General features: G+C 56.3%; 25 protein-coding genes and 1 tRNA gene. 15 read left to right on the forward strand and 11 right to left on the reverse strand.

Translation table 11 applies throughout. The features are described from left to right. The first annotated feature begins 105 nt into the window (after positions 1-105). The 3 genes from ACIGEK_RS13400 to rimO all read left to right on the forward strand — a co-directional run bounded on the left by ACIGEK_RS13400 (position 106) and on the right by rimO (position 2,416). Positions 106-182: transfer RNA gene (locus tag ACIGEK_RS13400), tRNA-Met, on the forward strand. 135 nt (positions 183-317) lie between these two features. Continuing rightward, positions 318-866, forward strand: coding sequence for a cytochrome b (locus ACIGEK_RS13405; RefSeq protein ID WP_397493776.1), 549 nt, complete (start codon positions 318-320; stop codon positions 864-866). 227 nt (positions 867-1,093) lie between these two features. Continuing rightward, on the forward strand, positions 1,094-2,416 hold the full coding sequence (gene rimO, locus ACIGEK_RS13410; protein ID WP_397493777.1) for a 30S ribosomal protein S12 methylthiotransferase RimO: 1,323 nt from the start codon (positions 1,094-1,096) through the stop codon (positions 2,414-2,416). A 103-nt stretch (positions 2,417-2,519) separates the two neighbouring features. Here the strand turns inward: rimO and ACIGEK_RS13415 are convergent, their stop codons facing one another. Further along, a complete protein-coding gene (locus tag ACIGEK_RS13415; protein WP_397493778.1) occupies positions 2,520-3,488 on the reverse strand; it encodes an integron integrase in 969 nt (322 codons plus the stop codon). Between the two features lie 154 nt (positions 3,489-3,642). Between ACIGEK_RS13415 and ACIGEK_RS13420 the strand changes: the two genes are divergently transcribed. From ACIGEK_RS13420 to ACIGEK_RS13470, 11 genes are all read left to right on the forward strand, one after another. Beyond that, positions 3,643-4,509 carry a DUF2806 domain-containing protein gene (locus ACIGEK_RS13420; RefSeq protein ID WP_397493779.1) on the forward strand — a complete coding sequence of 289 codons (867 nt, stop codon included), beginning with the start codon at positions 3,643-3,645 and terminating at the stop codon, positions 4,507-4,509. 106 nt (positions 4,510-4,615) lie between these two features. Next, positions 4,616-5,005, forward strand: a complete 390-nt coding sequence (locus tag ACIGEK_RS13425) for a DUF6228 family protein (protein WP_397493780.1) — start codon at positions 4,616-4,618, stop codon at positions 5,003-5,005. Positions 5,006-5,118: 113 nt separating this feature from the next. After that, positions 5,119-5,499: a hypothetical protein gene (locus ACIGEK_RS13430; protein ID WP_397493781.1), complete on the forward strand. Its 381-nt coding sequence runs from the start codon at positions 5,119-5,121 to the stop codon at positions 5,497-5,499. A 67-nt stretch (positions 5,500-5,566) separates the two neighbouring features. Then, positions 5,567-6,025, forward strand: coding sequence for a hypothetical protein (locus tag ACIGEK_RS13435; RefSeq protein WP_397493782.1), 459 nt, complete (start codon positions 5,567-5,569; stop codon positions 6,023-6,025). 82 nt (positions 6,026-6,107) lie between these two features. Next, positions 6,108-6,527 (forward strand): hypothetical protein, encoded by a 420-nt coding sequence (locus tag ACIGEK_RS13440; protein ID WP_397493783.1) that lies wholly within the window; start codon positions 6,108-6,110, stop codon positions 6,525-6,527. Positions 6,528-6,993: 466 nt separating this feature from the next. Further along, positions 6,994-7,515 carry a hypothetical protein gene (locus ACIGEK_RS13445; RefSeq protein ID WP_397493784.1) on the forward strand — a complete coding sequence of 174 codons (522 nt, stop codon included), beginning with the start codon at positions 6,994-6,996 and terminating at the stop codon, positions 7,513-7,515. A 169-nt stretch (positions 7,516-7,684) separates the two neighbouring features. Next, complete coding sequence (locus ACIGEK_RS13450) at positions 7,685-8,098, forward strand: hypothetical protein (RefSeq protein ID WP_397493785.1); 414 nt, start codon at positions 7,685-7,687, stop codon at positions 8,096-8,098. A gap of 159 nt (positions 8,099-8,257) precedes the next feature. Further along, positions 8,258-8,590: a YegP family protein gene (locus ACIGEK_RS13455; protein ID WP_397493786.1), complete on the forward strand. Its 333-nt coding sequence runs from the start codon at positions 8,258-8,260 to the stop codon at positions 8,588-8,590. 143 nt (positions 8,591-8,733) lie between these two features. Then, positions 8,734-9,405 carry a COG3650 family protein gene (locus ACIGEK_RS13460; protein ID WP_397493787.1) on the forward strand — a complete coding sequence of 224 codons (672 nt, stop codon included), beginning with the start codon at positions 8,734-8,736 and terminating at the stop codon, positions 9,403-9,405. A 236-nt stretch (positions 9,406-9,641) separates the two neighbouring features. Further along, positions 9,642-10,649, forward strand: a complete 1,008-nt coding sequence (gap, locus tag ACIGEK_RS13465) for a type I glyceraldehyde-3-phosphate dehydrogenase (RefSeq protein WP_397493788.1) — start codon at positions 9,642-9,644, stop codon at positions 10,647-10,649. A gap of 134 nt (positions 10,650-10,783) precedes the next feature. Next, a complete protein-coding gene (locus ACIGEK_RS13470; protein ID WP_397493789.1) occupies positions 10,784-12,397 on the forward strand; it encodes an NAD(P)/FAD-dependent oxidoreductase in 1,614 nt (537 codons plus the stop codon). 29 nt (positions 12,398-12,426) lie between these two features. Here the strand turns inward: ACIGEK_RS13470 and ACIGEK_RS13475 are convergent, their stop codons facing one another. Further along, positions 12,427-13,350 carry a LysR family transcriptional regulator gene (locus ACIGEK_RS13475; RefSeq protein ID WP_397493790.1) on the reverse strand — a complete coding sequence of 308 codons (924 nt, stop codon included), beginning with the start codon at positions 13,348-13,350 and terminating at the stop codon, positions 12,427-12,429. 143 nt (positions 13,351-13,493) lie between these two features. Between ACIGEK_RS13475 and ACIGEK_RS13480 the strand changes: the two genes are divergently transcribed. Continuing rightward, positions 13,494-14,246 carry a 3-oxoacyl-ACP reductase family protein gene (locus tag ACIGEK_RS13480; protein WP_397493791.1) on the forward strand — a complete coding sequence of 251 codons (753 nt, stop codon included), beginning with the start codon at positions 13,494-13,496 and terminating at the stop codon, positions 14,244-14,246. Between the two features lie 188 nt (positions 14,247-14,434). Here ACIGEK_RS13480 and ACIGEK_RS13485 read toward each other — a convergent pair whose 3' ends face one another. The 9 genes from ACIGEK_RS13485 to ACIGEK_RS13525 all read right to left on the reverse strand — a co-directional run bounded on the left by ACIGEK_RS13485 (position 14,435) and on the right by ACIGEK_RS13525 (position 21,165). After that, positions 14,435-15,295 carry an OmpA family protein gene (locus ACIGEK_RS13485; protein WP_397493792.1) on the reverse strand — a complete coding sequence of 287 codons (861 nt, stop codon included), beginning with the start codon at positions 15,293-15,295 and terminating at the stop codon, positions 14,435-14,437. A gap of 96 nt (positions 15,296-15,391) precedes the next feature. Then, on the reverse strand, positions 15,392-15,904 hold the full coding sequence (locus ACIGEK_RS13490) for a GNAT family N-acetyltransferase (protein ID WP_397493793.1): 513 nt from the start codon (positions 15,902-15,904) through the stop codon (positions 15,392-15,394). Beyond that, positions 15,905-16,999 (reverse strand): PLP-dependent cysteine synthase family protein, encoded by a 1,095-nt coding sequence (locus ACIGEK_RS13495; protein ID WP_397493794.1) that lies wholly within the window; start codon positions 16,997-16,999, stop codon positions 15,905-15,907. A 10-nt stretch (positions 17,000-17,009) separates the two neighbouring features. After that, positions 17,010-17,915 (reverse strand): DMT family transporter, encoded by a 906-nt coding sequence (locus ACIGEK_RS13500; protein ID WP_397493795.1) that lies wholly within the window; start codon positions 17,913-17,915, stop codon positions 17,010-17,012. 162 nt (positions 17,916-18,077) lie between these two features. Next, positions 18,078-18,410: a Na+/H+ antiporter subunit G gene (locus ACIGEK_RS13505; protein WP_397493796.1), complete on the reverse strand. Its 333-nt coding sequence runs from the start codon at positions 18,408-18,410 to the stop codon at positions 18,078-18,080. A 169-nt stretch (positions 18,411-18,579) separates the two neighbouring features. Further along, a complete protein-coding gene (locus ACIGEK_RS13510) occupies positions 18,580-18,849 on the reverse strand; it encodes a K+/H+ antiporter subunit F (RefSeq protein ID WP_397493797.1) in 270 nt (89 codons plus the stop codon). Next, positions 18,834-19,337 (reverse strand): Na+/H+ antiporter subunit E, encoded by a 504-nt coding sequence (locus ACIGEK_RS13515; protein WP_397493798.1) that lies wholly within the window; start codon positions 19,335-19,337, stop codon positions 18,834-18,836. The genes ACIGEK_RS13510 and ACIGEK_RS13515 overlap by 16 nt, the downstream gene beginning before the upstream one ends. Then, positions 19,334-20,839, reverse strand: coding sequence for a monovalent cation/H+ antiporter subunit D (locus ACIGEK_RS13520; protein WP_397493799.1), 1,506 nt, complete (start codon positions 20,837-20,839; stop codon positions 19,334-19,336). The genes ACIGEK_RS13515 and ACIGEK_RS13520 overlap by 4 nt, the downstream gene beginning before the upstream one ends. Next, positions 20,836-21,165, reverse strand: a complete 330-nt coding sequence (locus ACIGEK_RS13525; protein WP_397493800.1) for a Na+/H+ antiporter subunit C — start codon at positions 21,163-21,165, stop codon at positions 20,836-20,838. Before ACIGEK_RS13525 ends, ACIGEK_RS13520 begins: the two co-directional genes overlap by 4 nt. Position 21,166 lies beyond the last annotated feature (1 nt).

Raw genomic sequence — 21,166 nt, forward strand, 5'->3', positions numbered from 1 at the left:
CACTCAATCGAGTGGCCTTTTTTGTTTCACCACGCCACCAGTCTAAGCATTTGATTAAAAACATAATTTTGTTGACAGAGTGCGATTTCTATATAGAATAGCCGGCGCGGGATGGAGCAGTCTGGTAGCTCGTCGGGCTCATAACCCGAAGGTCGTCGGTTCAAATCCGGCTCCCGCAACCAGATACTCAAAAAGGCCACTCAATCGAGTGGCCTTTTTGTTTGTGCATGATTTAAGTGATCCAGCTCAGTAAGCCTTAAGCTTTTCCGCCTAAACTGAGTCTGCCCACCACCTAAAGCCTCGGAGCTCACACCACCATGCCATGGAAAAATACCGCATTGCGCTACGGCAGCCTGTCCATTGCAATGCATTGGCTAATGCTGATTCTTATTGCCGGCGTTTATGCCTGCATTGAGCTCAAGGGCAATTTCCCTAAAGGCAGCGATACGCGTGAGCTGCTCAAGCAATGGCACTTTATGCTTGGCCTTGCGGTATTTGCCCTAGTCTGGCTCCGCATACTGGCGAGCGTGATCGCACCAACGCCAGCTATCACCCCCGCTCTGCCCGCCTGGCAAGCCATCCCATCAAAGCTGATGCACCTAGCACTCTATGCCCTGATGATTGGTGCACCACTGGCTGGCTGGCTGATCCTTAGTGCTGCCGGTAAGCCTATTCCATTCTTCGGCCTTGAACTTCCTGCACTGCTAGCGCCAAACAAACCACTGGCCGGCGAGATCAAAGAATGGCACGAGCTGGCTGGCAGCGCCGGCTATTGGCTGATTGGCCTGCATGCCGCCGCCGGGTTGCTCCACCACTTCTTCGTGCGTGACAACACCCTGACCCGCATCCTGCCTCGCCGCAGCTGAAGCAAGCTGAAAGCTCCATAGAAAAGGTGCCCCTCCCCCATTAGCGGGTCTTTTCTCTGGGCAAGTAATCGCAATGCGTAGCACAGCCCGAGATTCACGCCTCAAACGGCTAAAACCCCCTTCGTGGTAGTGGCAATGGCGCAAGTCTGCCGCTAGAATTGCGCACTTTTTGATCAGAGGCGCGCCAAGCGCCCAGCATCCGTTCGCACACGCCTGAGGTTAACGCCATGTCCACCCCCGCCACGCCGAAAGTCGGCTTTGTATCACTCGGTTGCCCCAAGGCACTGGTGGACTCTGAGCGCATCCTGACCCAGCTGCGCATGGAAGGTTATGAAGTGGTGTCCACCTACCAGGACGCCGACGTGGTAGTGGTCAATACCTGTGGTTTTATCGACAGTGCCAAGGCTGAATCCCTGGAAGTGATCGGCGAAGCGATCAAGGAAAATGGCAAGGTGATCGTCACCGGCTGCATGGGCGTGGAAGAAGGCAGCATCCGCGACGTACACCCGAGCGTGCTTTCGGTCACCGGGCCGCAACAGTACGAGCAGGTGGTAAACGCGGTGCATGAAGTCGTACCGCCGCGTCAGGACCACAACCCGCTAATCGATCTAGTGCCGCCGCAAGGCATCAAGCTCACACCGCGCCACTATGCCTATCTAAAGATTTCCGAAGGCTGCAACCACAGCTGCAGCTTCTGCATCATTCCATCGATGCGTGGCAAGCTGGTCAGCCGCCCAGTAGGTGAAGTGCTCAGCGAAGCCGAACGCCTGGTCAAATCCGGCGTTAAGGAGTTGCTGGTGATCAGCCAGGACACCAGCGCCTATGGCGTCGACGTGAAGTACAAAACCGACTTCTGGAACGGTCAGCCGGTGAAAACCCGCATGACCGAAATGTGCGAAGCGCTCTCCAGCATGGGCGTATGGGTACGCCTGCACTATGTCTATCCCTACCCGCACGTCGACGAGCTGATCCCATTGATGGCCGCTGGCAAGATCCTGCCGTACCTGGACATCCCCTTCCAGCACGCCAGCCCGAAAGTGCTGAAAGCCATGAAGCGCCCAGCCTTCGAAGACAAGACTCTGGCACGCATCAAGAACTGGCGCGAGATCTGCCCGGAGCTGACTATCCGCTCGACCTTTATTGTCGGCTTCCCTGGCGAGACTGAAGAAGACTTCCAATACCTGCTCAACTGGCTGACCGAAGCGCAACTCGACCGCGTCGGCTGCTTCCAGTATTCACCGGTAGAGGGCGCGCACGCCAACCTGCTCGACAACCCGGTGCCGGACGACATTAAACAGGATCGCTGGGACCGTTTTATGGCCCACCAGCAAGCGATCAGCACCGCGCGCCTGCAACTGAAAGTCGGCAAGGAAATGGACGTGCTGATCGATGAAGTCGACGATCAAGGCGCAGTCGCCCGCTGCTACGCCGATGCCCCGGAGATCGACGGTAGCGTGTTTATCGCCAGCACCAACGTCAACCCAGGCGACAAAGTGCGCGTACGCATCGTCGACGCGGATGAATACGACATGTGGGCTGAGCTGATCTGACCACCACGCACGTCACTGCAACACCAAACAGCCCCGCCTAGTGCGGGGCTTTTAATACCGCTCCCAAAAGAACAGAGCGGCTTCGCAGCAAAGCACATCCTTCTTACACTCGATCAAGCGGGCTGATTACCCCCAACCTGCCGCGATTGAGCACATGGGTATAAATCTGCGTCGTCTTCACATCCGCATGACCGAGCAACTCCTGCACCGTGCGAATGTCCTGGCCACTTTCCAAGAGATGAGTCGCAAAAGAATGGCGAAAGGTGTGCGGCGTCGCTGGCTTGATGATCCCTGCTCGCCTTACCGCCACACGCACTGCACGCTGAATGGTTTTCTCATGCAAGTGATGACGGAAGATCCCCTCAGAGCGCGGATCCTGCGAGCGACTGACTGACGGAAACACAAACTGCCACCCCCACTCCGCCGCCGCATTCGGGTATTTACGCGCCAACGCGAACGGCAAGTTGGCTCGACCAAAGCCCTCAGCCAGATCGGTGCGATGCAAAACAGCGACTTTCAGGAGATGCTCCTGCAACGGCAATACCAAGCGCTGCGGCAACATGGTCACGCGATCCTTCTGCCCCTTACCATCACGCACCAGAACTTCGCCCCGAGCAAAATCGACGTCCTTGACCCGCAGCCGAAGTGCCTCCAACAAGCGCAGCCCAGCACCATAAAGTAAATTAGCCACAATCCACTGCACACCCGACAACTCTGCCAACACCCGCGCCGCTTCATCGCGAGTCAGCACAACGGGCAAGTGCTTTGCCTTTTTGGCGCGGACGATGTCATCGAGCCAAGGCAATTGCACATCCAAAACATGTTTATAAAGAAACAACAGCGCCGCCAATGCCTGATTCTGCGTAGAGCCTGATACATTCCTGGCGACGGCCAGATGAGTCAAAAACGCCTCAATCTCCGCAGCGCCCATTTCCGCGGGATGCCGATAACGATGAAACCGTATGTAGCGTTTCACCCACTCGGCATAGACAGCCTCGGTACGAATCGAATAGTTTCTCAAACGAATCTGCTGGCGCACCTGCACCAACAATTTTGGCTTGCCGTCATCCATGTCGTGTTGCTCCCTGAGTAATGTCGCGTTTGCCGCGACCTACTCCAAGCTAGACAAGGACTTGCAGAACGACAAGGAACGTTATCCGACATTCCATCGGATGTTATGCGACAGCAATGTCGTCTAATTATAGTTAGGTATCAAAGGAGGAATCGTGTCAGACGGAAACTCGATCATAAACCTCGGCGATCTGGCCAAGCCGGCTACCATTCTGATTGAAAAAGTATCAAATGCAGTCGGCGTACTATACGAACCAAGAAGAATTAAGAAAAAGGCAGAAGCTGAGGCTGCCGCAGAGAAAATAAAAGCTCTAGCAGGGATAGAACTAAGTGAAATCCAGCAAAGAGGTATTGAGAGGCTAGTGCATCAGGAAGCTAGAAAACAGGAAAATATAGAAGCAATTACAGCCCAAGCAGCAAAAGCTATTCCTCTCGATGCACAGACCGAGAAATTAGAGGAGGACTGGGTTGCTCACTTCTTTGAGAAATGCGACACCGTATCCGACAAGCAAATGCAATCTTTGTGGTCAAGTCTTCTTGCAGGTGAGGCAACAAAGCCCGGTACATATTCAAAGAGAACAATAGACTTTGTTGCATCAATGGACAAAAAAGATGCAGAACTTTTTACAAACTTCTGCCAGTTTATCTGGATGATTGGGGATGTTACACCTCTTATATTTGACGTAGATAATGAAATATATACAAAGCACGGAATAAACTTCTCCTCACTTAAACACCTCGATGCTATTGGTCTAATTTCGTTTGAGTCTGTATCCGGTTATAAGCGGCTTCGCCTCCCAATGAAAGCCGTAATTTATTACTATGGAAACCCGACAATTCTTGAATTCTCAAAAGAGAACGACAACGAGCTTCAAACCGGGAAAGCATTTCTAACTCAAGCAGGAGTAGAGCTTGTAAACATATGCGGCTCAAAAGCAAATCAAGATTTCTACCATTACGCAATCGAAAAGATAGCCAAGCAAGGCATTATCTTGTCGAGCATATTACCAAGCAACACTTGAACTGGCTGTACGCGTTTTGAAACCTAACAATGCGCTCAAATCGCTCACTTCGTTCGCTGGGACGGGCAAAGCCCGCCCCTTAGCTTAATCGTTAGAAGCCATTGCAATGAATGAAGTCGTCATCAAATCAGCAGATACAGCCGCACAACTAGTGCTATCAAATATCGAAGGCGACTATTTTACTGCGGCATACAAAAGTAATGATATCTTCGTTTCTAGGCGCGTTTGGGGCTACACCGACTGCGACTTATTAGTTGATCTATTTGCGTACATGGCCAAAGAATGGAAAGGCTGGAGCGGCGAAATAGAATGGGCATCAATTGAACAAGAATTTTCAATTACATGCACATCAGATAAGAAAGGTCACATAGCTGTTAAGCTCAAGTTCTCCCAATACGAAGGAGCAGAACCTTGGGATGCTCAAGTAACCTTGAATTTAGAAAGCGGATTGATAGAAAAGGCCTCAAAAAATATTAAGGCATTTTTCCATGGGTGAATGGCTTCTAACTAGTGGTTCAAGTCGTTCGCTGCGCTCACTAGGGACGGGCTAAAGCCCGCCCCTTAACCAAACGTTATATGTCATTGCAATAAGTCATGTGGAGACCAAGGATGAAACTACTACGCGAAGCTGGTGATTTCCCGAATAAATCCGTTGTCGAGTACGCAACAATAAAAGTAGAAATCCCGCACAAACTCATTCCATCCAACATGATAAATCCACACTACGAAGACGACGATATTGTCCAAGGGCTTTACCCAAGCACGACAGGCCGCCTCTCCTATAAAACGCTGTATCTTAATAGCGCTGAGCTTGCAGAGAACTATATGGAGTACTTACATTCTTTATTCAAAGGCAGACCATACGCCAACAGCTATAACTTAAAAGTCGAAGTGAAAACCACAACGGAAAAAGTAACTGCTACAAAGGGTAAGGCCAAACACTCTGCGCAGGTAAAAGAAACCCTTGCCGGTGCAAGCAAAGCCATATAACAACTGGTTCAAGTCGTTCGCTGCGCTCACTCGGGACGGGCTAAAGCCCGCCCCTTAACCAAACGTTATGAGTCAAAGCAAATTAATCGAGAAATGGAAATCCATGAAAAAAACATTAACAGCATTAATCCTCGCAGTGCTTCCTCTATCAGTGCTTGCTAAAGATCAAATTATTGATGATGGATTTAAAGCATTCAAAGAAAAAGGGGTTGCCGAAGCTTGGAAGTCTTGGGCAAAAGATGGTCCATTGGAAGGAAGCAAGGAGCTGCAGGCTCAGTCCGCTCAGTTTGGACAAATAACAGCATATTATGGAAATTTCATTAGCCATGAATATGTGTCTGAAAAAGAAATCTCCCCTTCAACCAAGTCTGTATACGTTGTAATAAATATGGAAAAAGGGCCGCTGTTTGGTAGGTTTATGGTGTACAAAAAATCTAACGGACAATTGATTATCCCAAGCTTCAATTTTCATACATTTGCAGAGCAGGTTTGGCCGCCATGTGTTTATTCAGAATGCGGTAATTGACCTCATAACAATTGGTTCAAATCGTTCGCTGCGCTCACTGGGACGGGCTAAAGCCCGCCCCTTAACCAAACGTTAGGCAAATATGGATATCGAAGAAATCTACAATTTTCTTGAAAAAAGCCAGGGAGTAAGCAGGACCAACCTTTCTCCTAAAGCTGATCTATGCCGCGACCTAGGCATAGATGGAGATGATTTCTTTGAGTTGGCTGAAGATTTTGCGTCAACATACAATGTTGCCATGAATACTTACTATTGGTATTTCCATCACAACGAAGAAGGTTTTAATATCGGAGCTCTATTTTCACCAGCACCGTACCAGCAAGTAAAGCGCATACCAGTAACCCCTGAAACATTACTCCTTGCGGCCACAGAAAAAACATGGCCTATGGTTTATCCAACCCACAAAATCAGCAAAAAACGCACCGACATTTTGATAAATCAACTTATCGTAACCGCATTATTATGCTTTGTTGCCATATGCCTACTAATAGAATTCGCCTAACAAGTGGTTCAAATCGCTCGCTTCGCTCACTGGGACGGGCTAAAGCCCGCCCCTTAACCAAACGTTAGGTATATGGAAGAACGATTTACGCTGTACCTAGTAGAGCCTGGACTAAGACCGCCATTTCCGTCTGTCGCTCATTATCTTTGGGGTAATGTGGATTTTGACTCTGATGGCAATAGTAGCCACGCCAACGACAATCAATGGACGGAGCTTACGGTTATACGTCGCTCCATAGATCGCGAACGTCTCGATATAGATCCAGTGTCAGAAAATCCACTGGTGCTAGTAATTTCGTCTACTTCTGCTGGGCTTGTTCATGAAGCAGCGCAATTTTTGCAGATAAACAGCGGCGGGGTCATATGTACAGAGTGGCCACATACCTAACTGGTGGTTCAAGTCACTCGCTTCGCTCGTTCGGGACCGGCTAAAGCCGGCCCCTTAACCAAACGTTAGGCACCACCAAATGAATCCCATAAAACGCATAAAATTCTTAGCTATTATTCTTACCGTAACCATGTCAAACGCATTAGTAGCCTCGACAACTAACACACCTGCCGAGCAGGATTTATGGCTTGACTATCAATATTACGCGATGAAACCTGACTACCTAACAATAATGGGGCTTACAGAAAAAGCAAATTGCGCAATATCATTAATGAGAAGTATCCCTGTAGCTAACGACGTCACTGCACTTCTCAACAGCAGCAATGAGACAGGCCAACGCAGCAAAATCTTCACGACTGTTATCAACGACGGCCTAGAAATAATAAATCATAATGAAACATTTAAAGACCTAAGCGATACCGAGCGGCGTGAAATGGTTTTTCTATACATAGCCCAGCATGATGCAGCACTTACAAACCTTATAAATATTACAGTCAATGCAGAGCAGCAAGTGCCATCGAAGCAAGAAGCCACAAAGAAAACATTCAAAAAGTTTTACGAAAACAGCAACTGTGAATCTATACTTGGCTATAAAATTTAATACGACGCCTAGCGCCTAACAACTGGTTCAAACCGTTCGCTTCGCTCACTGGGACGGGCTAAAGCCCGCCCCTTAACCAAACGTCTGGCCACATCAAATACCCGCTACTTACCGAAGTTGCTCAAACGTACTTCAATCACAATATTCAAGACACAGAACATCCCAAATCATGTCCAAACAACAAATGCCTATTTCGACATACAACCCCCACCTGATAGTCGCAGTTCTACTGTCATCGATACTCCTGTTCCCGCTTGCCTGCTTGGCATCGCCCATAGGAGCGATCACCAATATCCACGTGCAAGAGCAGGGTGTCGGCCGGCAGTCTGAAGGCTGCGCCAAGTTCGTGATCAGTCCAGCGCAGGTACAGGCCTTCTTTGAACGGGCGGTGCTTATTTCCGCACGTCAGCAGCATGATTTTTTCCTCTACGGCCCCTGCACTGCGCGCGGCACTCTGGAGAGCCGCTATGACCAATGGCAATGGGTTATCCGCAACCTGGCTACCGCTAGCTTGACTGCAAGCAATGGCGACACATTCCTCTTGGGCGACCCAGACCAGGAGTCGGATCTGTCCGGCGAGTAGTTCAAAGCCACCACTCCCCTCAAGCACGGCCTGCGCAATTGCTCATGCCACCTCACCGCGCACTGTCACACGCCCTTGCTATGCTTTTTCCCGTCGATCACACGCGTGGTTGCGTTGATCGCTGTTCTACCCCTTCCCTTTTATTTGATGGAGGCCGCCATGGCTGGTTGGTATGAACTTACGAAGAACGATAAAGGCCAGTTCTTTTTCGTGTTGAAGGCAGGCAATGCCGAGGTGATTTTGCGCAGTGAACAGTACGAGAGTCGTGCTGCCGCTGAAGGTGGCATCGCCTCGGTGCAAAAAAATGCGCCCGCCGATGAGCGTTACGAGCGCAAGGATGCCAGCGATGGGCGCTTCTACTTCAACCTCAAGGCAGCCAACCATCAGGTGATTGGCACCAGCCAGATGTATAAGGCTGCAGCCAGCCGTGAGGGTGGTATTGAGTCGGTTAAGACTAATGGCCCGACGACCACAATCAAGACGGACATCTAACCCTCAGGGTACGTCAGTCAGCGGGTTTCACAGCCCTGATTGACATGCCCAACACGGCTGAAAATGCCGTCGCCAGCGGCGGCATGCCCTTGTGATACGCCAGGGGCCTAGGTAACGTGAGCGCACTTTTCAGGAGTGCCACGATGCGTTTCAGCCGCCCTTTATCTTTTGTCTTGTTGCCACTGCTCGCCAGCTGCCAGGTGTTCACCGACAAACCCGCCGAGCCTGTTATCGAGCAGACGCGTATGCAGGGCGAGCTCAGCCTGAACGCGGGCCAGTTGCTGTTTCGCCCCTGCCAGGAACAACGCCAATTTATCCTCAAGGAAGACAGTGCGGCCGAGCTGAGTAGCGATGCCAGCACGCTGTTCGGAGATGGCCACGCAACGCTGTATGTCGATATGCGCGGCCAACTGCAGGCCAATGCGCAGAAAGGTGTCGATGGTCAGTTTGTGCCGAGCCAGGTGTACCGCGTACAGGCTGAAGGCCATGGCTGCACAGATATCAACTTCGCCCGCACCATCCTGCGTGCCAGTGGCCACGAGCCGGACTGGAATATCGCGGTAAGCAGTCAGGGCCTGATCCTCAATCGCCCCGGCCAGGAGCCTCAAGCACTGCCTTACCTGGAAGAGCAATTGCCCGAAGGCCGCCTAAACCTGAGCAGCGAAGCCAACGGCCAACGCCTTGATCTGTGGGTCGCCCGCCAGCGCTGCGTCAACAGCATGAGTGGCGCGGTGCAGCACCTGAGCGCTGAGCTACGCCTTAATGGTGAAGTTCTGCGGGGCTGTGCCTACCTGGGCGGCGCACGTAACGACTAGCAGGCCGTTGAAAAACTACCTGCGTTGGCAATACGGCGTTAAAAACGGCCTCGGAATGCTCATTTACAGCCAGTAAGCTCCGCTTCCTCGGCCGTTTTTGCCTTGTCTTGCCTGCCTCGCCTACGTTTTCAAAGGCCTGGAAGCAAGCTGCCAATGCGCAGATAGCTGAGATAGATCAGCCAGCTGGCAGACGATTGGCCTAAGCTGCAAGGGAAGACAGCCAAAGGGATATCGTTATGCTGCGCATTGCTATTAATGGATATGGACGTATCGGTCGCTGCCTGGTGCGCGCGTTGTTTGAGCGCAAACTGGAGCAGCAGATCCACCTCACCGCGATCAATGACCTGGGTGAGCAGAGTACCCTCGCCCACCTCACCCGCTTCGACTCCACCTTCGGCCGCTTTCCTGGGGACATCAGCCTGGATGGCGATACCTTGCTGGTAAACGGCCACCCGATCCAGCTGCTGCGTGAGCGCGAAGTGACCAACCTGCCTTGGCGGGAGCACGCGGTGGATCTGGTGCTCGAATGCACCGGCAAGCTGAAGAAGCGCGAACAGGTCGAACAGCACATCAGCGCCGGCAGCCCGAGGGTGCTGCTGTCGCATCCGCTGGACAGTGCCGACCTGACCGTGGTCTACGGCGTTAATCACCAGCTGCTGGGCGATCAGCAGATCGTTTCCAACGCCTCCTGCACCACTAACTGCCTGGCGCCGATGGCCAAGGTGCTGCACGAAGCAGTGGGCATTCGTCAGGGGCTGGTCAACACTATCCACTCCTACACCAACGACCAGAACCTGCTGGACAAGACCCACAGCGATCTCTACCGCGCCCGCGCCGCTGCGCTGTCGATGATCCCCACCAGCACCGGTGCAGCCAAGGCCATCGGCCTGGTGATGCCGGAACTGGTTGGCCGCCTGGATGGGTTGTCGATACGCGTACCGACGCCCAACGTGTCACTGGTCGATCTGACCTTTACCAGCGAACGCCCGACCAGCCGCGAAGCGATCAACGCTGCATTGCAGGCCGGCGCATTGCAATTACCTCCGGGGGTGATGGAATGCAATGAGCTGGCACTGGTGTCCAGCGACTTCAACGGCTACCCGGTGTCCTGCGTAGTCGATCTCAGCCACACCCGCGTGCAGGGCGATCTGGTCAAGGTCTTGGCCTGGTATGACAACGAGTGGGCGTTCGCCAACCGCATGCTCGATGTGATGCTGGCCTGGGTAAAGCCCGAGGCGCGTTAGCACTGAGGGTTGAGGCAGCCACATGACGGGCCGCTGCCGTTGACCGGCGGCGGCCTTTAGCCGGAGATAGGCGTATAATCGTCGCCTTTTAAAAGCTGCCGGGTTGCCTCCGGCCCTGAAAGTGGATCGCCCCCATGCTACGCATCACCGAACTCAAGCTACCCCTCGATCATCCCGAGGAGGCCCTGCGCCCCGCCATCGTCCAGCGCCTGGGGATTGCCGACAGCGAGCTGCTCGACTTCACCTTGTTCAAGCGCAGCTACGATGCGCGCAAAAAATCCACTGAGATGCACTTTATCTACACCATCGACTGCAGCCTGCGCGATGAAACCGCCTTACTGGCCAAGCTGAGTGACGACAAGCACATCAGCGTCACCCCAGACACCGCTTACAAGCCGGTTGGCCAAGCAGAGAACCTGGCCGAGCGCCCAGTGGTGGTCGGCTTCGGCCCTTGCGGGATTTTCGCCGCGCTGATTCTTGCCCAAGCTGGTTTGCGCCCAATCGTGCTGGAGCGCGGCACTGAGGTACGCCAGCGCACCAAAGACACCTGGGGCCTGTGGCGCAAGAACGTGCTCAACCCGGAGTCCAACGTGCAGTTCGGCGAGGGCGGTGCCGGTACGTTCTCCGACGGCAAGCTGTACAGCCAGATCAAGGACCCCAAGCATTACGGACGCAAGGTGCTGCATGAGTTTGTCAAAGCCGGCGCACCGGAAGAAATCCTCTACGTCAGCAAGCCGCATATCGGCACCTTCCGCCTCACCGGCGTGGTCGCCACCATGCGCGAAGAGATCAAGGCCCTCGGCGGCGAAGTGCGCTTTCAGCAGCGCGTCAGTGATGTGCTGATCGAAGAAGGTCAGCTCAAGGGCGTGGTGCTCGACAGTGGCGAGCAGATTCTCAGCCGCCAGGTGATCCTGGCCCTGGGCCACAGCTCGCGTGACACCTTCCGCATGCTGCACAAACGCGAAGTCTTCATGGAAGCCAAGCCATTTTCGGTGGGCTTTCGTATCGAGCACCCGCAAGGCCTGATCGACCGTGCGCGCCTGGGCAAATACGCCGGCCATCCCAAGCTCGGTGCTGCGGATTACAAACTGGTGCACCACGCCAAGAACGGCCGCTCGGTCTACAGCTTCTGCATGTGTCCGGGCGGCACCGTGGTCGCCGCCACCTCGGAGCCGAACCGCGTGGTGACCAACGGCATGAGCCAGTACTCGCGCAATGAGCGCAATGCCAACGCCGGCATCGTCGTCGGCATCACCCCGGAGCAGGATTATCCGGGCGGCCCGCTGGCTGGGGTTGAGCTGCAAGAGCAGCTGGAGTCGCAGGCCTACCTGCTCGGCGGCAGCACCTACGAAGCGCCAGGGCAACTGGTTGGCGACTTTATCGCCGGCAAACCTTCTACAGAGCTGGGCAGCGTCGAACCATCCTACAAACCTGGGATAAAACTGGGCGACCTGGCTTTGGCCCTGCCGGACTTTGCCATCGAAGCCATCCGCGAAGCCCTGCCGGCTTTCGGCAAGCAGATCAAAGGTTTCGACCTGCATGATGCGGTACTCACCGGCATCGAAACCCGCACCTCCTCACCGCTGCGCATCACCCGTGGCGCAGATATGCAGAGCCTTAACGTGCGCGGCTTATACCCGGCCGGTGAAGGCGCAGGTTACGCCGGCGGTATTCTGTCGGCAGGTGTCGATGGTATTCGCGTGGCCGAAGCGCTGATCAAGGACATGCTGGGGATTGCCGAGGCCTGAAAGCAGGCCCGCCCAAGGCACCCTAACCCTCACAGCGCTGACAAGAGCTTTTCCAGCCCCTGTTGCTGGAATTGCTCGCGGACAAAATCGATAAACACGCGGGTCTTTTGCGGCAACAGTTTTTGCCCGACGAAATAAATCGAAAGAGCTCCCGCATCCACATGCCAGTCCGGTAATACCCGTTGCACTGTGCCTCGGCGCAGGTATATCTGGGCATGGCCGGTGCTGACCAAGGCAATGCCGAGCCCGCTCTCGGCTGCGACACAGGCGGCTTCCGGGTCGCTGAAGGTCATCCGGGTTTGCATCTCTGCGGAAGCCAACAGGCCCTCGCGGTTGCGCAAGGCCCAAGGGCGCACGCGGCCGGTTTGCGGTGAGCGAATCAAGATGCCGGCGTGCTGAGGTAGATCCGCGGGTGAATCCAAGCGCGGAGCCTGCTCCAGGTACTGTGGTGCCGCCAATAATATGCGGTGGGCTGGTGCCAGCTCACGCGCCACCACACCTTGGGGAATATCAAAGCCACCGCCAATGGCGGCATCAAAGCCTTCGGCAATCAGGTCTACCTGGCGGTTATCAAAATGCCAGTCCGGCACGATGCGCGGATAACGCCGTAGAAACTCCCCCAGCAGCGGCACCATGTACTCACGGCCGAACGACAGGCCCATGCTCACCTTCAGAACACCTGCCGGCTGGCTGCGCAGGCTGGTGAGATTCTCCATCGCCAGTTGCAGAGTACTCAGGCCACCCGCCGCTTCGGCCAGAAAGTGCTCGCCGGCCTCGGTAAGACTCAGCTTGCGCGTACTCCGCTGAAACAGTCGCACATCCAGGCTAGCCTCTAGCCGCGCCACATTCTTCCCGACCGCAGCCGGCGTCAGCCCCAGACGCCGCGAGGCCTCGGCAAAGCTGCCGGACTGGGCGCTGCGAATAAAACATTCGATGCAATTAAGCGTGTCCATAGGCTATTCCCCCGCGAGCATTCGATAGCATTTGGATCGAAAGCATATGCGTATTACAGGCTTATTAGAAATCAATCCGAGGCAGATACTCACTCCAACACCAAGAAGTACCCACACACTCACTTACTTGTATGGAGATCGACATGACTCAGAACACCTCTTCCCTCAGCGGCAAAGTAGCTTTTATTCAAGGCGGTTCCCGTGGCATTGGCGCCGCTATCGCCAAACGTCTGGCTCGTGACGGTGCTGCGGTTGCCCTGACCTACAGCCAGAGCGCCCAGCATGCCGAAACACTGGTGAAGGAAATCCAGGCCGCCGGCGGCAAAGCCCTAGCCATTAAAGCCGACAGCGCGAGCGAAAGCGCCATTCGCGGCGCCATTCAGCAAACCCTGAGCACCTTCGGCCAACTGGATATTCTGGTGAACAACGCCGGTGTACTGGCCATCGCCCCAATCGAAGAAATGAGCATCGAAGATATCGACCGCACGCTTTCGATCAACGTGCGCAGCGTGGTGATCGCCAGTCAGGAAGCGTCCAAACACCTTAACGACGGTGGCCGTATCATCAACATCGGCAGCACCAATGCCGAGCGCATGCCCTTCGCCGGTGGCGCGGTATATGCCATGAGCAAGGCCGCACTGGTGGGCTTGACCAAGGGCCTGGCCCGCGACCTGGGTGGCCGTGGTATCACGGTGAACAACCTGCAACCGGGCCCGGTGGACACCGACATGAACCCAGAAAACGGCGAGTTTGCTGATAGCCTGAAGCAATTGATGGCCATCAACCGTTACGGCCGCGCCGAAGAGATTGCCAGCTTCGTGGCTTATCTGGCGGGTCCGGAAGCAGGCTATATCACAGGTTCAAGCCTGATGATTGATGGTGGATTTTCCGCCTGACACCCCAACCTGCTCACAACTCCGGCGGCCAAGGCAGCCGGAGTTTCACGCCATCGACCGCGCTGGACAGTGTCGGGCCATCCTACAAACCAGGGATCAAGCTAGACGACCTGGCCCTGGCACAGATATGCAGAGCCTCAACGTGTTCAGGCTTTAGCCACCCAATCAGGGGCTACAGACTCTGACCGCTACTGTTTAACCAATTCGACCCGACGATTTTTTGCCCGTCCTTCCTCACTGCGATTGTCCGCCACTGGCCGTTCCTGGCCGAAACCGGCGGCGGTCAGCCGCTGCGCGTCGATACCAGAGGCAACTATGGCTTTCATCACGCTCTGTGCGCGCTGTTCAGACAGCAGTTTGTTCGCCTCGGCCTGACCCTGGCTGTCGGTATGGCCTTCGATGGCCAGGCGCAGATCCGGCGCGGCTTTGAGCATGCTGACAATCTCCGCCACCGTGGCCTGACCATCGGCCTTGAGCTCGGCTTTACCGGTGTCGAAGTTGATATACAGGGCGATAAAGCCGTTGCGGTTGAGTTCATCAAGCAACTGATTAGCACTGACTACCTGCTGCATGGCGGCCACTTCGACGATCACCAGCTTGTAGCTCTGCGTCGGTGCGCTGAAAATCTCCGGCTCGATACGCACCCACACGTCTTTACCACCGGTCGTGACTTTCAGAGTGGTTTCACCGCCATCGCCGTCCTGGGGCAGGCGCTCGTAAATGACTTCGCCACCAATCGCCTTGAGCGCATTCTGGTAGTTGCGCAGCAGCTGTAAAGGACTGGGCTGAGTATCGGCGGTGTTGTGGTAATAGCGAATCTGCGTGGCATCACCTTCCACGGCCTGTCGCTGTGGCACACCATCCTGGCTGCCGGTGGCGAACTGCGCGACGTTGTAGTTCTGCTCGTACTCAGCGATGTAGGAATCCGGGTAGCGTGACAACAGCGGATGGTCCTTCGATCCTGCCGTATCTTCGGCAGCCAGCGCCGGTAAGCTCAGCCAAACGGCCGACCACAGCAGCATGTGCAAGCAGCTGCGCACAATTCCCATGGCATTTCTCCTGCTGCATTCGGGGCGCGGTGTACGCCCACCTACAGCAGTGACTTTAGACCAGGACGGCTTGCCAAGAGGATCGCGAGCGGCCGACTACACGTGCAGACGCAGACAACAGACCGTAGTGCGCCGCGAGCCATTAGGGCGGCGCTCGGGGTCAGCGTAGGTCTCGATTTCAACAAACCCCGCCTTGCGCATCATTCCGGCCGAGGCAGCGTTCTCTTCGTGGCGGTCGATATAGATATCGCCCACGCCCTGCTCAACCAGCTCGGCAATCACCTGTTTGAGTAACCGTGAGCCCAGGCCCTGTCCGGCAACAGCACGATGGGTGACTGCTTCGCAGATATAGGCATGTTCTAAATCGCGGCGCGCCGGCGGCTGGTAGCGGGCAAAATGCCGCGAAAGCTCATAACTGACAAACCCCAGCAGCTCACCGCCGCGCTCAGTCAACAATGCCGATACAGAGCCATCGGCAATCTGCTGGAGATGGGCCGTTACCTCGATAGGAGGCAGGTGATTCCAAGGATTCGGCCCGTGCTCGAAGATCAGCGCGCAAAGGTTGTCGATATCGGCGGCCAGGGCTTCGCGAATTCGCAGGTTATCCATCTACAGCCCTGCCGTGGGTAACTCACCGGGCAGCACGACGCCGCGCTCCGCACAATCGGCCACCGCTGCGATTAACCCAGTCAGCTCGAAGCCCTGAGCACTAAGCCAGTCCGGGTTGTAGTAAGTGTCGGCATAGCGCTCGCCGCCATCGCAGAGAATCGCCACCACCGAGCCAGGCTCGCCAGCCGCAACCATGCGCTGCGCCACCAGCAGCGCGCCAATCAGATTGGTGCCGCTGGAGCCACCCACTTTGCGGCCCAGACGCTGCGCCAGGTAATGCATGGCGGCCAGGGACATGGCATCCGGCACTTTGCACATGGCATCAATCACCGACGGCAGAAAGGACGCCTCGACCCGGGGCCGGCCGATGCCCTCTATGCGCGAGCCATGGTTCAGGTACAGGCTGGCATCGCCGGTGCGGTAGTAATCGAAGAACACCGAACGCTCGGCATCGGCGCACAGCACCTGGGTGTTGTGGCGGCGATAGCGGACATAGCGGCCCAAAGTGGCTAGGGTACCGCCGGTGCCGGGGCTGGACACCAGCCAGCTCGGTTCGGGAAAGCGCTCGCTACGCAACTGCTGGAAGATCGACTCGGCAATATTGTTGTTGGCGCGCCAATCGGTGGCGCGTTCGGCGTAGGTGAACTGATCCATAAAATGCCCGCCGGTCTCACGCGCCAGGCGCTCAGACTCGGCGTATATCTGCGTCGGGTCCTGCACCAGATGACTCTGCCCGCCGTAAAAAGCAATCTGCGCGATCTTCTCCTTCGAGGTGCTGGCCGGCATCACCGCAATAAACGGCAGCCCCAGCAAGCGGGCAAAATAGGCCTCGGAAATCGCCGTGGAGCCGCTGGACGCCTCGATCACTGGCGCACCGGGCTTGAGCCAGCCGTTACACAGAGCATAAAGAAACAGTGAACGCGCCAGGCGATGCTTGAGACTGCCAGTGGGATGGCTGGACTCGTCCTTGAAATACAGCTCAACACCGGGCAAACCCGGCAGCGCCAAGGGAATCAGATGGGTATCGGCGCTGCGCTGAAAATCCGCCTCGATGATGCGGATCGCCTCACGCGCCCAAGTTCGTCTATCACTCATCACTTTGTCCTCAATCCAGAACTCCAGCAGGCATAGGCGTCGCGCCTTGCCACTGACTCAGTAACACACCGGCAAACACCAATGCCGCCGCCATTATCTGCACGGTATTCAGGCTTTCGCCCAATAGCAGTATGGCGAACAGCAGGGTGAACACCGGGATCAGGTTGGTAAAGCCCGACGCCTGGCTGGCCGGCAAGCGGCTGACGCCAAAGTTGTATAGCCCGTAAGCGCCCACGGTGACCAATATGCCCAGGTACGCCACCGCGCCGAGGCCCATGGGGCTGACGCTGGCTGGCAACGGCGCGCTGAACCAGGCCAAGGGCAGAAAGAAAATGGTGCCAACAAAAGCCACCATGGCGGTGAGCAGAAAGGGCGAATAGCGTGATGACAAATGCTTGAGCAACAGGGTGTAGCCCATGGCGCAGAGCATCGCGAGCAGCTCGTAGAGGTTACCGAGAACCGGGTTGCTCGCATGCTCGTCGGCGCTACCGGCCAAGCTAAGCCATATGGCACCGATCAGCGCCAGGAGAAAGCCCGCCAGGGTGATGCGGCTGATCCGCTCGCGCAGAAAGATGAAGGCTCCTACTGCGACCAGCAGCGGCAGCAACGCCGTGACCATGCCCGCTTGCGCTGCGCTGGTGTGTTGCAGCGCAAGCGCCTCGAAGAGGAAATACAGACAAGGCTCGCAAGCCGCCAGGCCCAGCAGGTACTTCCAGTCACCGGCGCGGTAATGCATCTTTCCGCGCCAGCGCCAGGCCAGCAGAAACACCAGGCTGCCGAGGGCCATACGGCCGAAAATCACCCACAGCGGCGGCAACTCGACAAAGGCCAGTTTCAGCGCAATAAAGGAACTGCCCCACGGCGCCATGGCGACCACCAGGCTGATCACCGCGATGCCCCTTCCCTGCTCACGCATAGCAAAGCCCCAAACTAAAGGCTGCAGTGTAGAGAGGCCGGTGCGGCACCGACAGATACAGTCAGCGCCGCGAACTGTGTGGGCTGGTTTATGAGCCTATTTCGGGTCTCGCGAACTAGAGCGAGGCCGGTTCTAACACCGTATCGCCGACCCGAGGCAGGCTCATTGTTCCCAAGGTTTACCGCGAGTTTGCTCACTAATCCGCAGCTTCTGCTGCATCGCGGCTTTGGCCAGCATATGGGCGCTGACCGGTGCGGTGATAAACAGAAACAGGGCGATCAGCAGTTCATGCAGGCTGACGCCCTCGCCACGAAAGCTGAAGTAGATCAGCGAGGCGATTACCATACCGCCCACGCCAAGGGTGCTGGCCTTGGTCGGCCCATGCAGGCGCATAAAAAAATCTGGCAGGCGGTAGAGGCCAATCGCGCCGATCAACGCGAACAGGCTGCCGATCAGCAGAAACAGCGCCACCAGCGCTTCGATCCAGGTATCCATTCAACAACCTCCATAGAACGCTTTTACGATCTCGCGAGCTAGAGCCATGCAAGGCAAGAACAGGCGAGGATGCGGAGTTTACGAGCTGTAAATGAGCAATCCGAGACGCCGCGTCCCGGCCTGTTCTTAACGCAGCAGGGCCGACGCGCAGCAGATCGTAAACTCGTTCCTATTCGATGATGTCGCCACGCAGCAGATACTTGGCCACTGCTACTGTGCCAATAAAGCCCATCACCGCAATCAGCAGGGCCGCTTCAAAATACAGGCTGGAGCCCAGCCAGACACCAAACAGCACCAGCATGGCAATCGCGTTGATATACAGGGTGTCCAGGGCCAGGATACGGTCGGGCAAGTCCGGACCGATGATCAAGCGAGCCGTGGTCAGTATCAGGGCCATGCCGATGATTACCAGGCACAGCGGAATCACGTAGGCGAGCATGTGAATACCTCCAACAGGGGTGCTTCGTAGCGCTGTTTAATTTCCGCCACCAAGGCCTCAACATCGGGCACATCCAGGCCATGCACCAGCAAGAGCTTGCGGTCATCACTGAGATCGGCGGACACCGTGCCAGGGGTCAGGGAGATGATGCTGGTGAGCATGGTCAGAGCCAGTTCGTCCTCCAGCACCAGAGGAATCTCCACAAAAGCAGGACGCAGCTTGGCGGGCGAGCCGAGGATCAGTTTGGCGACTTGCAGGTTGGCCATAACAATATCGCCAAGGATGCGCAGCAAAAACACGCACAGCTTGAATGGTTTGTAGACCCGTGGCGGGTTGATCCAGAACACCTGGGTCAGCAGTGGAATCGCCCAGCCGAGCAGCGCTCCAAGCAGCAAGTGACCCAGGCTCAGGTCATTGATCAACAGCATCCAGACCAGTAGCAGGCACAAGCTCAGCAGCGGATGGGGTAACCAGCGACGTGCTTTCATCGTGCAGCTCCCGATTCGATGATTTGCCGGTACAACGCCAGGTCATGCAGCTGGCTGGCCGTGGCCTCGACGTAACTGAGCAGCGGCGCGGCACCGACCATCAGCAGCAGGCTTAGCAGCAGCAAGCCAGCACAGGCCAGCAACCGGCCGTAATCCAGCTCAGCACTGTCCAGCTGACTCAGGCCAACGCGCCAGAACAGCATGCTGCCGGCACGGCTCAGAGCAATCAGGGTCAGCAAGCCGCCGCCCAGTACAATCGGCCAGAGCAACAGCGCCTGCAGGCCAGGCTCCAGCGAACGCAGCAACAGCAGCTTGCCGATAAACCCGGAGAGCGGCGGTAGACCGGCCACGGCAATCGCGCCGAAAAAGAACAGGCCACCGAGCAGATGTGGATTCTGCAGCGCTGGGCCCTGCACCAGCAGCGCTTGTTTTTCACCACGCTGACGGGCAATCAAGTCAGCCAGCAGGAACAGCCCACCGGCCACCCAGGTGCTGTGCACCAGGTAATACAGGGCAGCGGCCAGGGCTTGCTCGGTGCCGATGGCAATGCCGGCGAGCAAGGTGCCGACCGACACCACCACCAGATAGGCCAAGAGCCCTTGCAGACTGACTGCCGCCAGCGCGCCGATCACGCCCAGCGCCAGAGTCAGCAGGGCAATCGGCCAGAGCCAGTCGTTGGCCATATTGGCCAGGCTGCCGGCCTCGTCACCGAAGATCAGCGTGTATACGCGGATGATCGAGTACAGGCCGACCTTGGTCATGATCGCAAACAGTGCGGCGACCGGAGCGGTAGCCGAGGCATAGGCCTTGGGCAGCCAGAAATACAGCGGCAGAAACGCTGCCTTGAGGCCGAACACCACCAGCAGCAATAAGCCGGCAGCGCCGAGCAGCGCTGCGTCATCCGGCCCGGCAGCGGCCACCCGAATGGCCATATCGGCCATATTCAGGGTGCCGGTGATGCCATACAGCACGCCCACCGCGAGCAGGAAGAACGCCGAACCTACCAGGTTCAGCACCACGTAATGCAACCCCGCACGCACCCGCTCTACCCCGCCGCCATGCACCAGCAACGCATAGGAGGCGATCAGCAGGATTTCAAAGAACACGAACAGGTTGAACAGGTCGCCGGTGAGAAAGGCGCCGTTGATACCCATCAGCTGGAACTGGAACAGCGCATGGAAACTCTGCCCACGCTGATCATCACCGCGCACCGCATACAACAAGGCAAAGCTGCCGAGTACCGCCGTGACTACCAGCATCAAGGCGCTCAGGCGATCAAGCAGCAAGATGATGCCGAAGGGGGCTGCCCAGTTACCGGCGGCATATACCTGCAGCACGCCCTGATCGGCCAACCAGAGCAGATAGCAGCTCAACGGCAGCAACAACAAGGTGGCCACAAGCGACAGACTGCGTTTGACCCGCAGGCTTAGGCCCGCGCCCAGCAGTAACAGGCTGCCGGCAAACATCGGCAGCAGGATTGGCAGGATCAAGCCGTGATTCATTGCGCAGGCTCCTGGCCGTCAACATGGTCGGTCTGGGTTTCGCCAACGCTGCGCAGCGCCAGCACCACCACAAAGGCGGTCATGGCAAAGCCGATCACGATGGCGGTTAACACCAGCGCCTGCGGCAATGGGTCAGCGTATTCAATGCCCTGGCCGATCACCGTGACCACGCCGCTCTGCAGGCGGCCCATGGCAAACAGAAACAGGTTGACCGCATAGGAAATCAGCGTCAGCCCCAGCACTACCGGGAAGGTCCGCGCGCGCAGCAGCAGGTACACACCGCTGGCGGTGAGGATGCCCAGGGTTGCGGCAAATATGGCTTCCATC

Origin of the sequence: Pseudomonas sp. NPDC079086 (assembly GCF_044542155.1) — a bacterium.
Lineage (GTDB): Bacteria > Pseudomonadota > Gammaproteobacteria > Pseudomonadales > Pseudomonadaceae > Aquipseudomonas.

Coding starts and splice junctions, on each gene's coding strand:
- ACIGEK_RS13405 (WP_397493776.1), top strand. CDS start 318: ATGCCATGGAAAAATACCGCATTGCGCTACGGCAGCCTGTCCATTGCA.
- rimO (WP_397493777.1), top strand. CDS start 1,094: ATGTCCACCCCCGCCACGCCGAAAGTCGGCTTTGTATCACTCGGTTGC.
- ACIGEK_RS13415 (WP_397493778.1), bottom strand. CDS start 3,488: ATGGATGACGGCAAGCCAAAATTGTTGGTGCAGGTGCGCCAGCAGATT.
- ACIGEK_RS13425 (WP_397493780.1), top strand. CDS start 4,616: ATGAATGAAGTCGTCATCAAATCAGCAGATACAGCCGCACAACTAGTG.
- ACIGEK_RS13430 (WP_397493781.1), top strand. CDS start 5,119: ATGAAACTACTACGCGAAGCTGGTGATTTCCCGAATAAATCCGTTGTC.
- ACIGEK_RS13435 (WP_397493782.1), top strand. CDS start 5,567: ATGAGTCAAAGCAAATTAATCGAGAAATGGAAATCCATGAAAAAAACA.
- ACIGEK_RS13440 (WP_397493783.1), top strand. CDS start 6,108: ATGGATATCGAAGAAATCTACAATTTTCTTGAAAAAAGCCAGGGAGTA.
- ACIGEK_RS13445 (WP_397493784.1), top strand. CDS start 6,994: ATGAATCCCATAAAACGCATAAAATTCTTAGCTATTATTCTTACCGTA.
- ACIGEK_RS13450 (WP_397493785.1), top strand. CDS start 7,685: ATGTCCAAACAACAAATGCCTATTTCGACATACAACCCCCACCTGATA.
- ACIGEK_RS13455 (WP_397493786.1), top strand. CDS start 8,258: ATGGCTGGTTGGTATGAACTTACGAAGAACGATAAAGGCCAGTTCTTT.
- ACIGEK_RS13460 (WP_397493787.1), top strand. CDS start 8,734: ATGCGTTTCAGCCGCCCTTTATCTTTTGTCTTGTTGCCACTGCTCGCC.
- gap (WP_397493788.1), top strand. CDS start 9,642: ATGCTGCGCATTGCTATTAATGGATATGGACGTATCGGTCGCTGCCTG.
- ACIGEK_RS13470 (WP_397493789.1), top strand. CDS start 10,784: ATGCTACGCATCACCGAACTCAAGCTACCCCTCGATCATCCCGAGGAG.
- ACIGEK_RS13475 (WP_397493790.1), bottom strand. CDS start 13,350: ATGGACACGCTTAATTGCATCGAATGTTTTATTCGCAGCGCCCAGTCC.
- ACIGEK_RS13480 (WP_397493791.1), top strand. CDS start 13,494: ATGACTCAGAACACCTCTTCCCTCAGCGGCAAAGTAGCTTTTATTCAA.
- ACIGEK_RS13485 (WP_397493792.1), bottom strand. CDS start 15,295: ATGGGAATTGTGCGCAGCTGCTTGCACATGCTGCTGTGGTCGGCCGTT.
- ACIGEK_RS13490 (WP_397493793.1), bottom strand. CDS start 15,904: ATGGATAACCTGCGAATTCGCGAAGCCCTGGCCGCCGATATCGACAAC.
- ACIGEK_RS13495 (WP_397493794.1), bottom strand. CDS start 16,999: ATGAGTGATAGACGAACTTGGGCGCGTGAGGCGATCCGCATCATCGAG.
- ACIGEK_RS13500 (WP_397493795.1), bottom strand. CDS start 17,915: ATGCGTGAGCAGGGAAGGGGCATCGCGGTGATCAGCCTGGTGGTCGCC.
- ACIGEK_RS13505 (WP_397493796.1), bottom strand. CDS start 18,410: ATGGATACCTGGATCGAAGCGCTGGTGGCGCTGTTTCTGCTGATCGGC.
- ACIGEK_RS13510 (WP_397493797.1), bottom strand. CDS start 18,849: ATGCTCGCCTACGTGATTCCGCTGTGCCTGGTAATCATCGGCATGGCC.
- ACIGEK_RS13515 (WP_397493798.1), bottom strand. CDS start 19,337: ATGAAAGCACGTCGCTGGTTACCCCATCCGCTGCTGAGCTTGTGCCTG.
- ACIGEK_RS13520 (WP_397493799.1), bottom strand. CDS start 20,839: ATGAATCACGGCTTGATCCTGCCAATCCTGCTGCCGATGTTTGCCGGC.
- ACIGEK_RS13525 (WP_397493800.1), bottom strand. CDS start 21,165: ATGGAAGCCATATTTGCCGCAACCCTGGGCATCCTCACCGCCAGCGGT.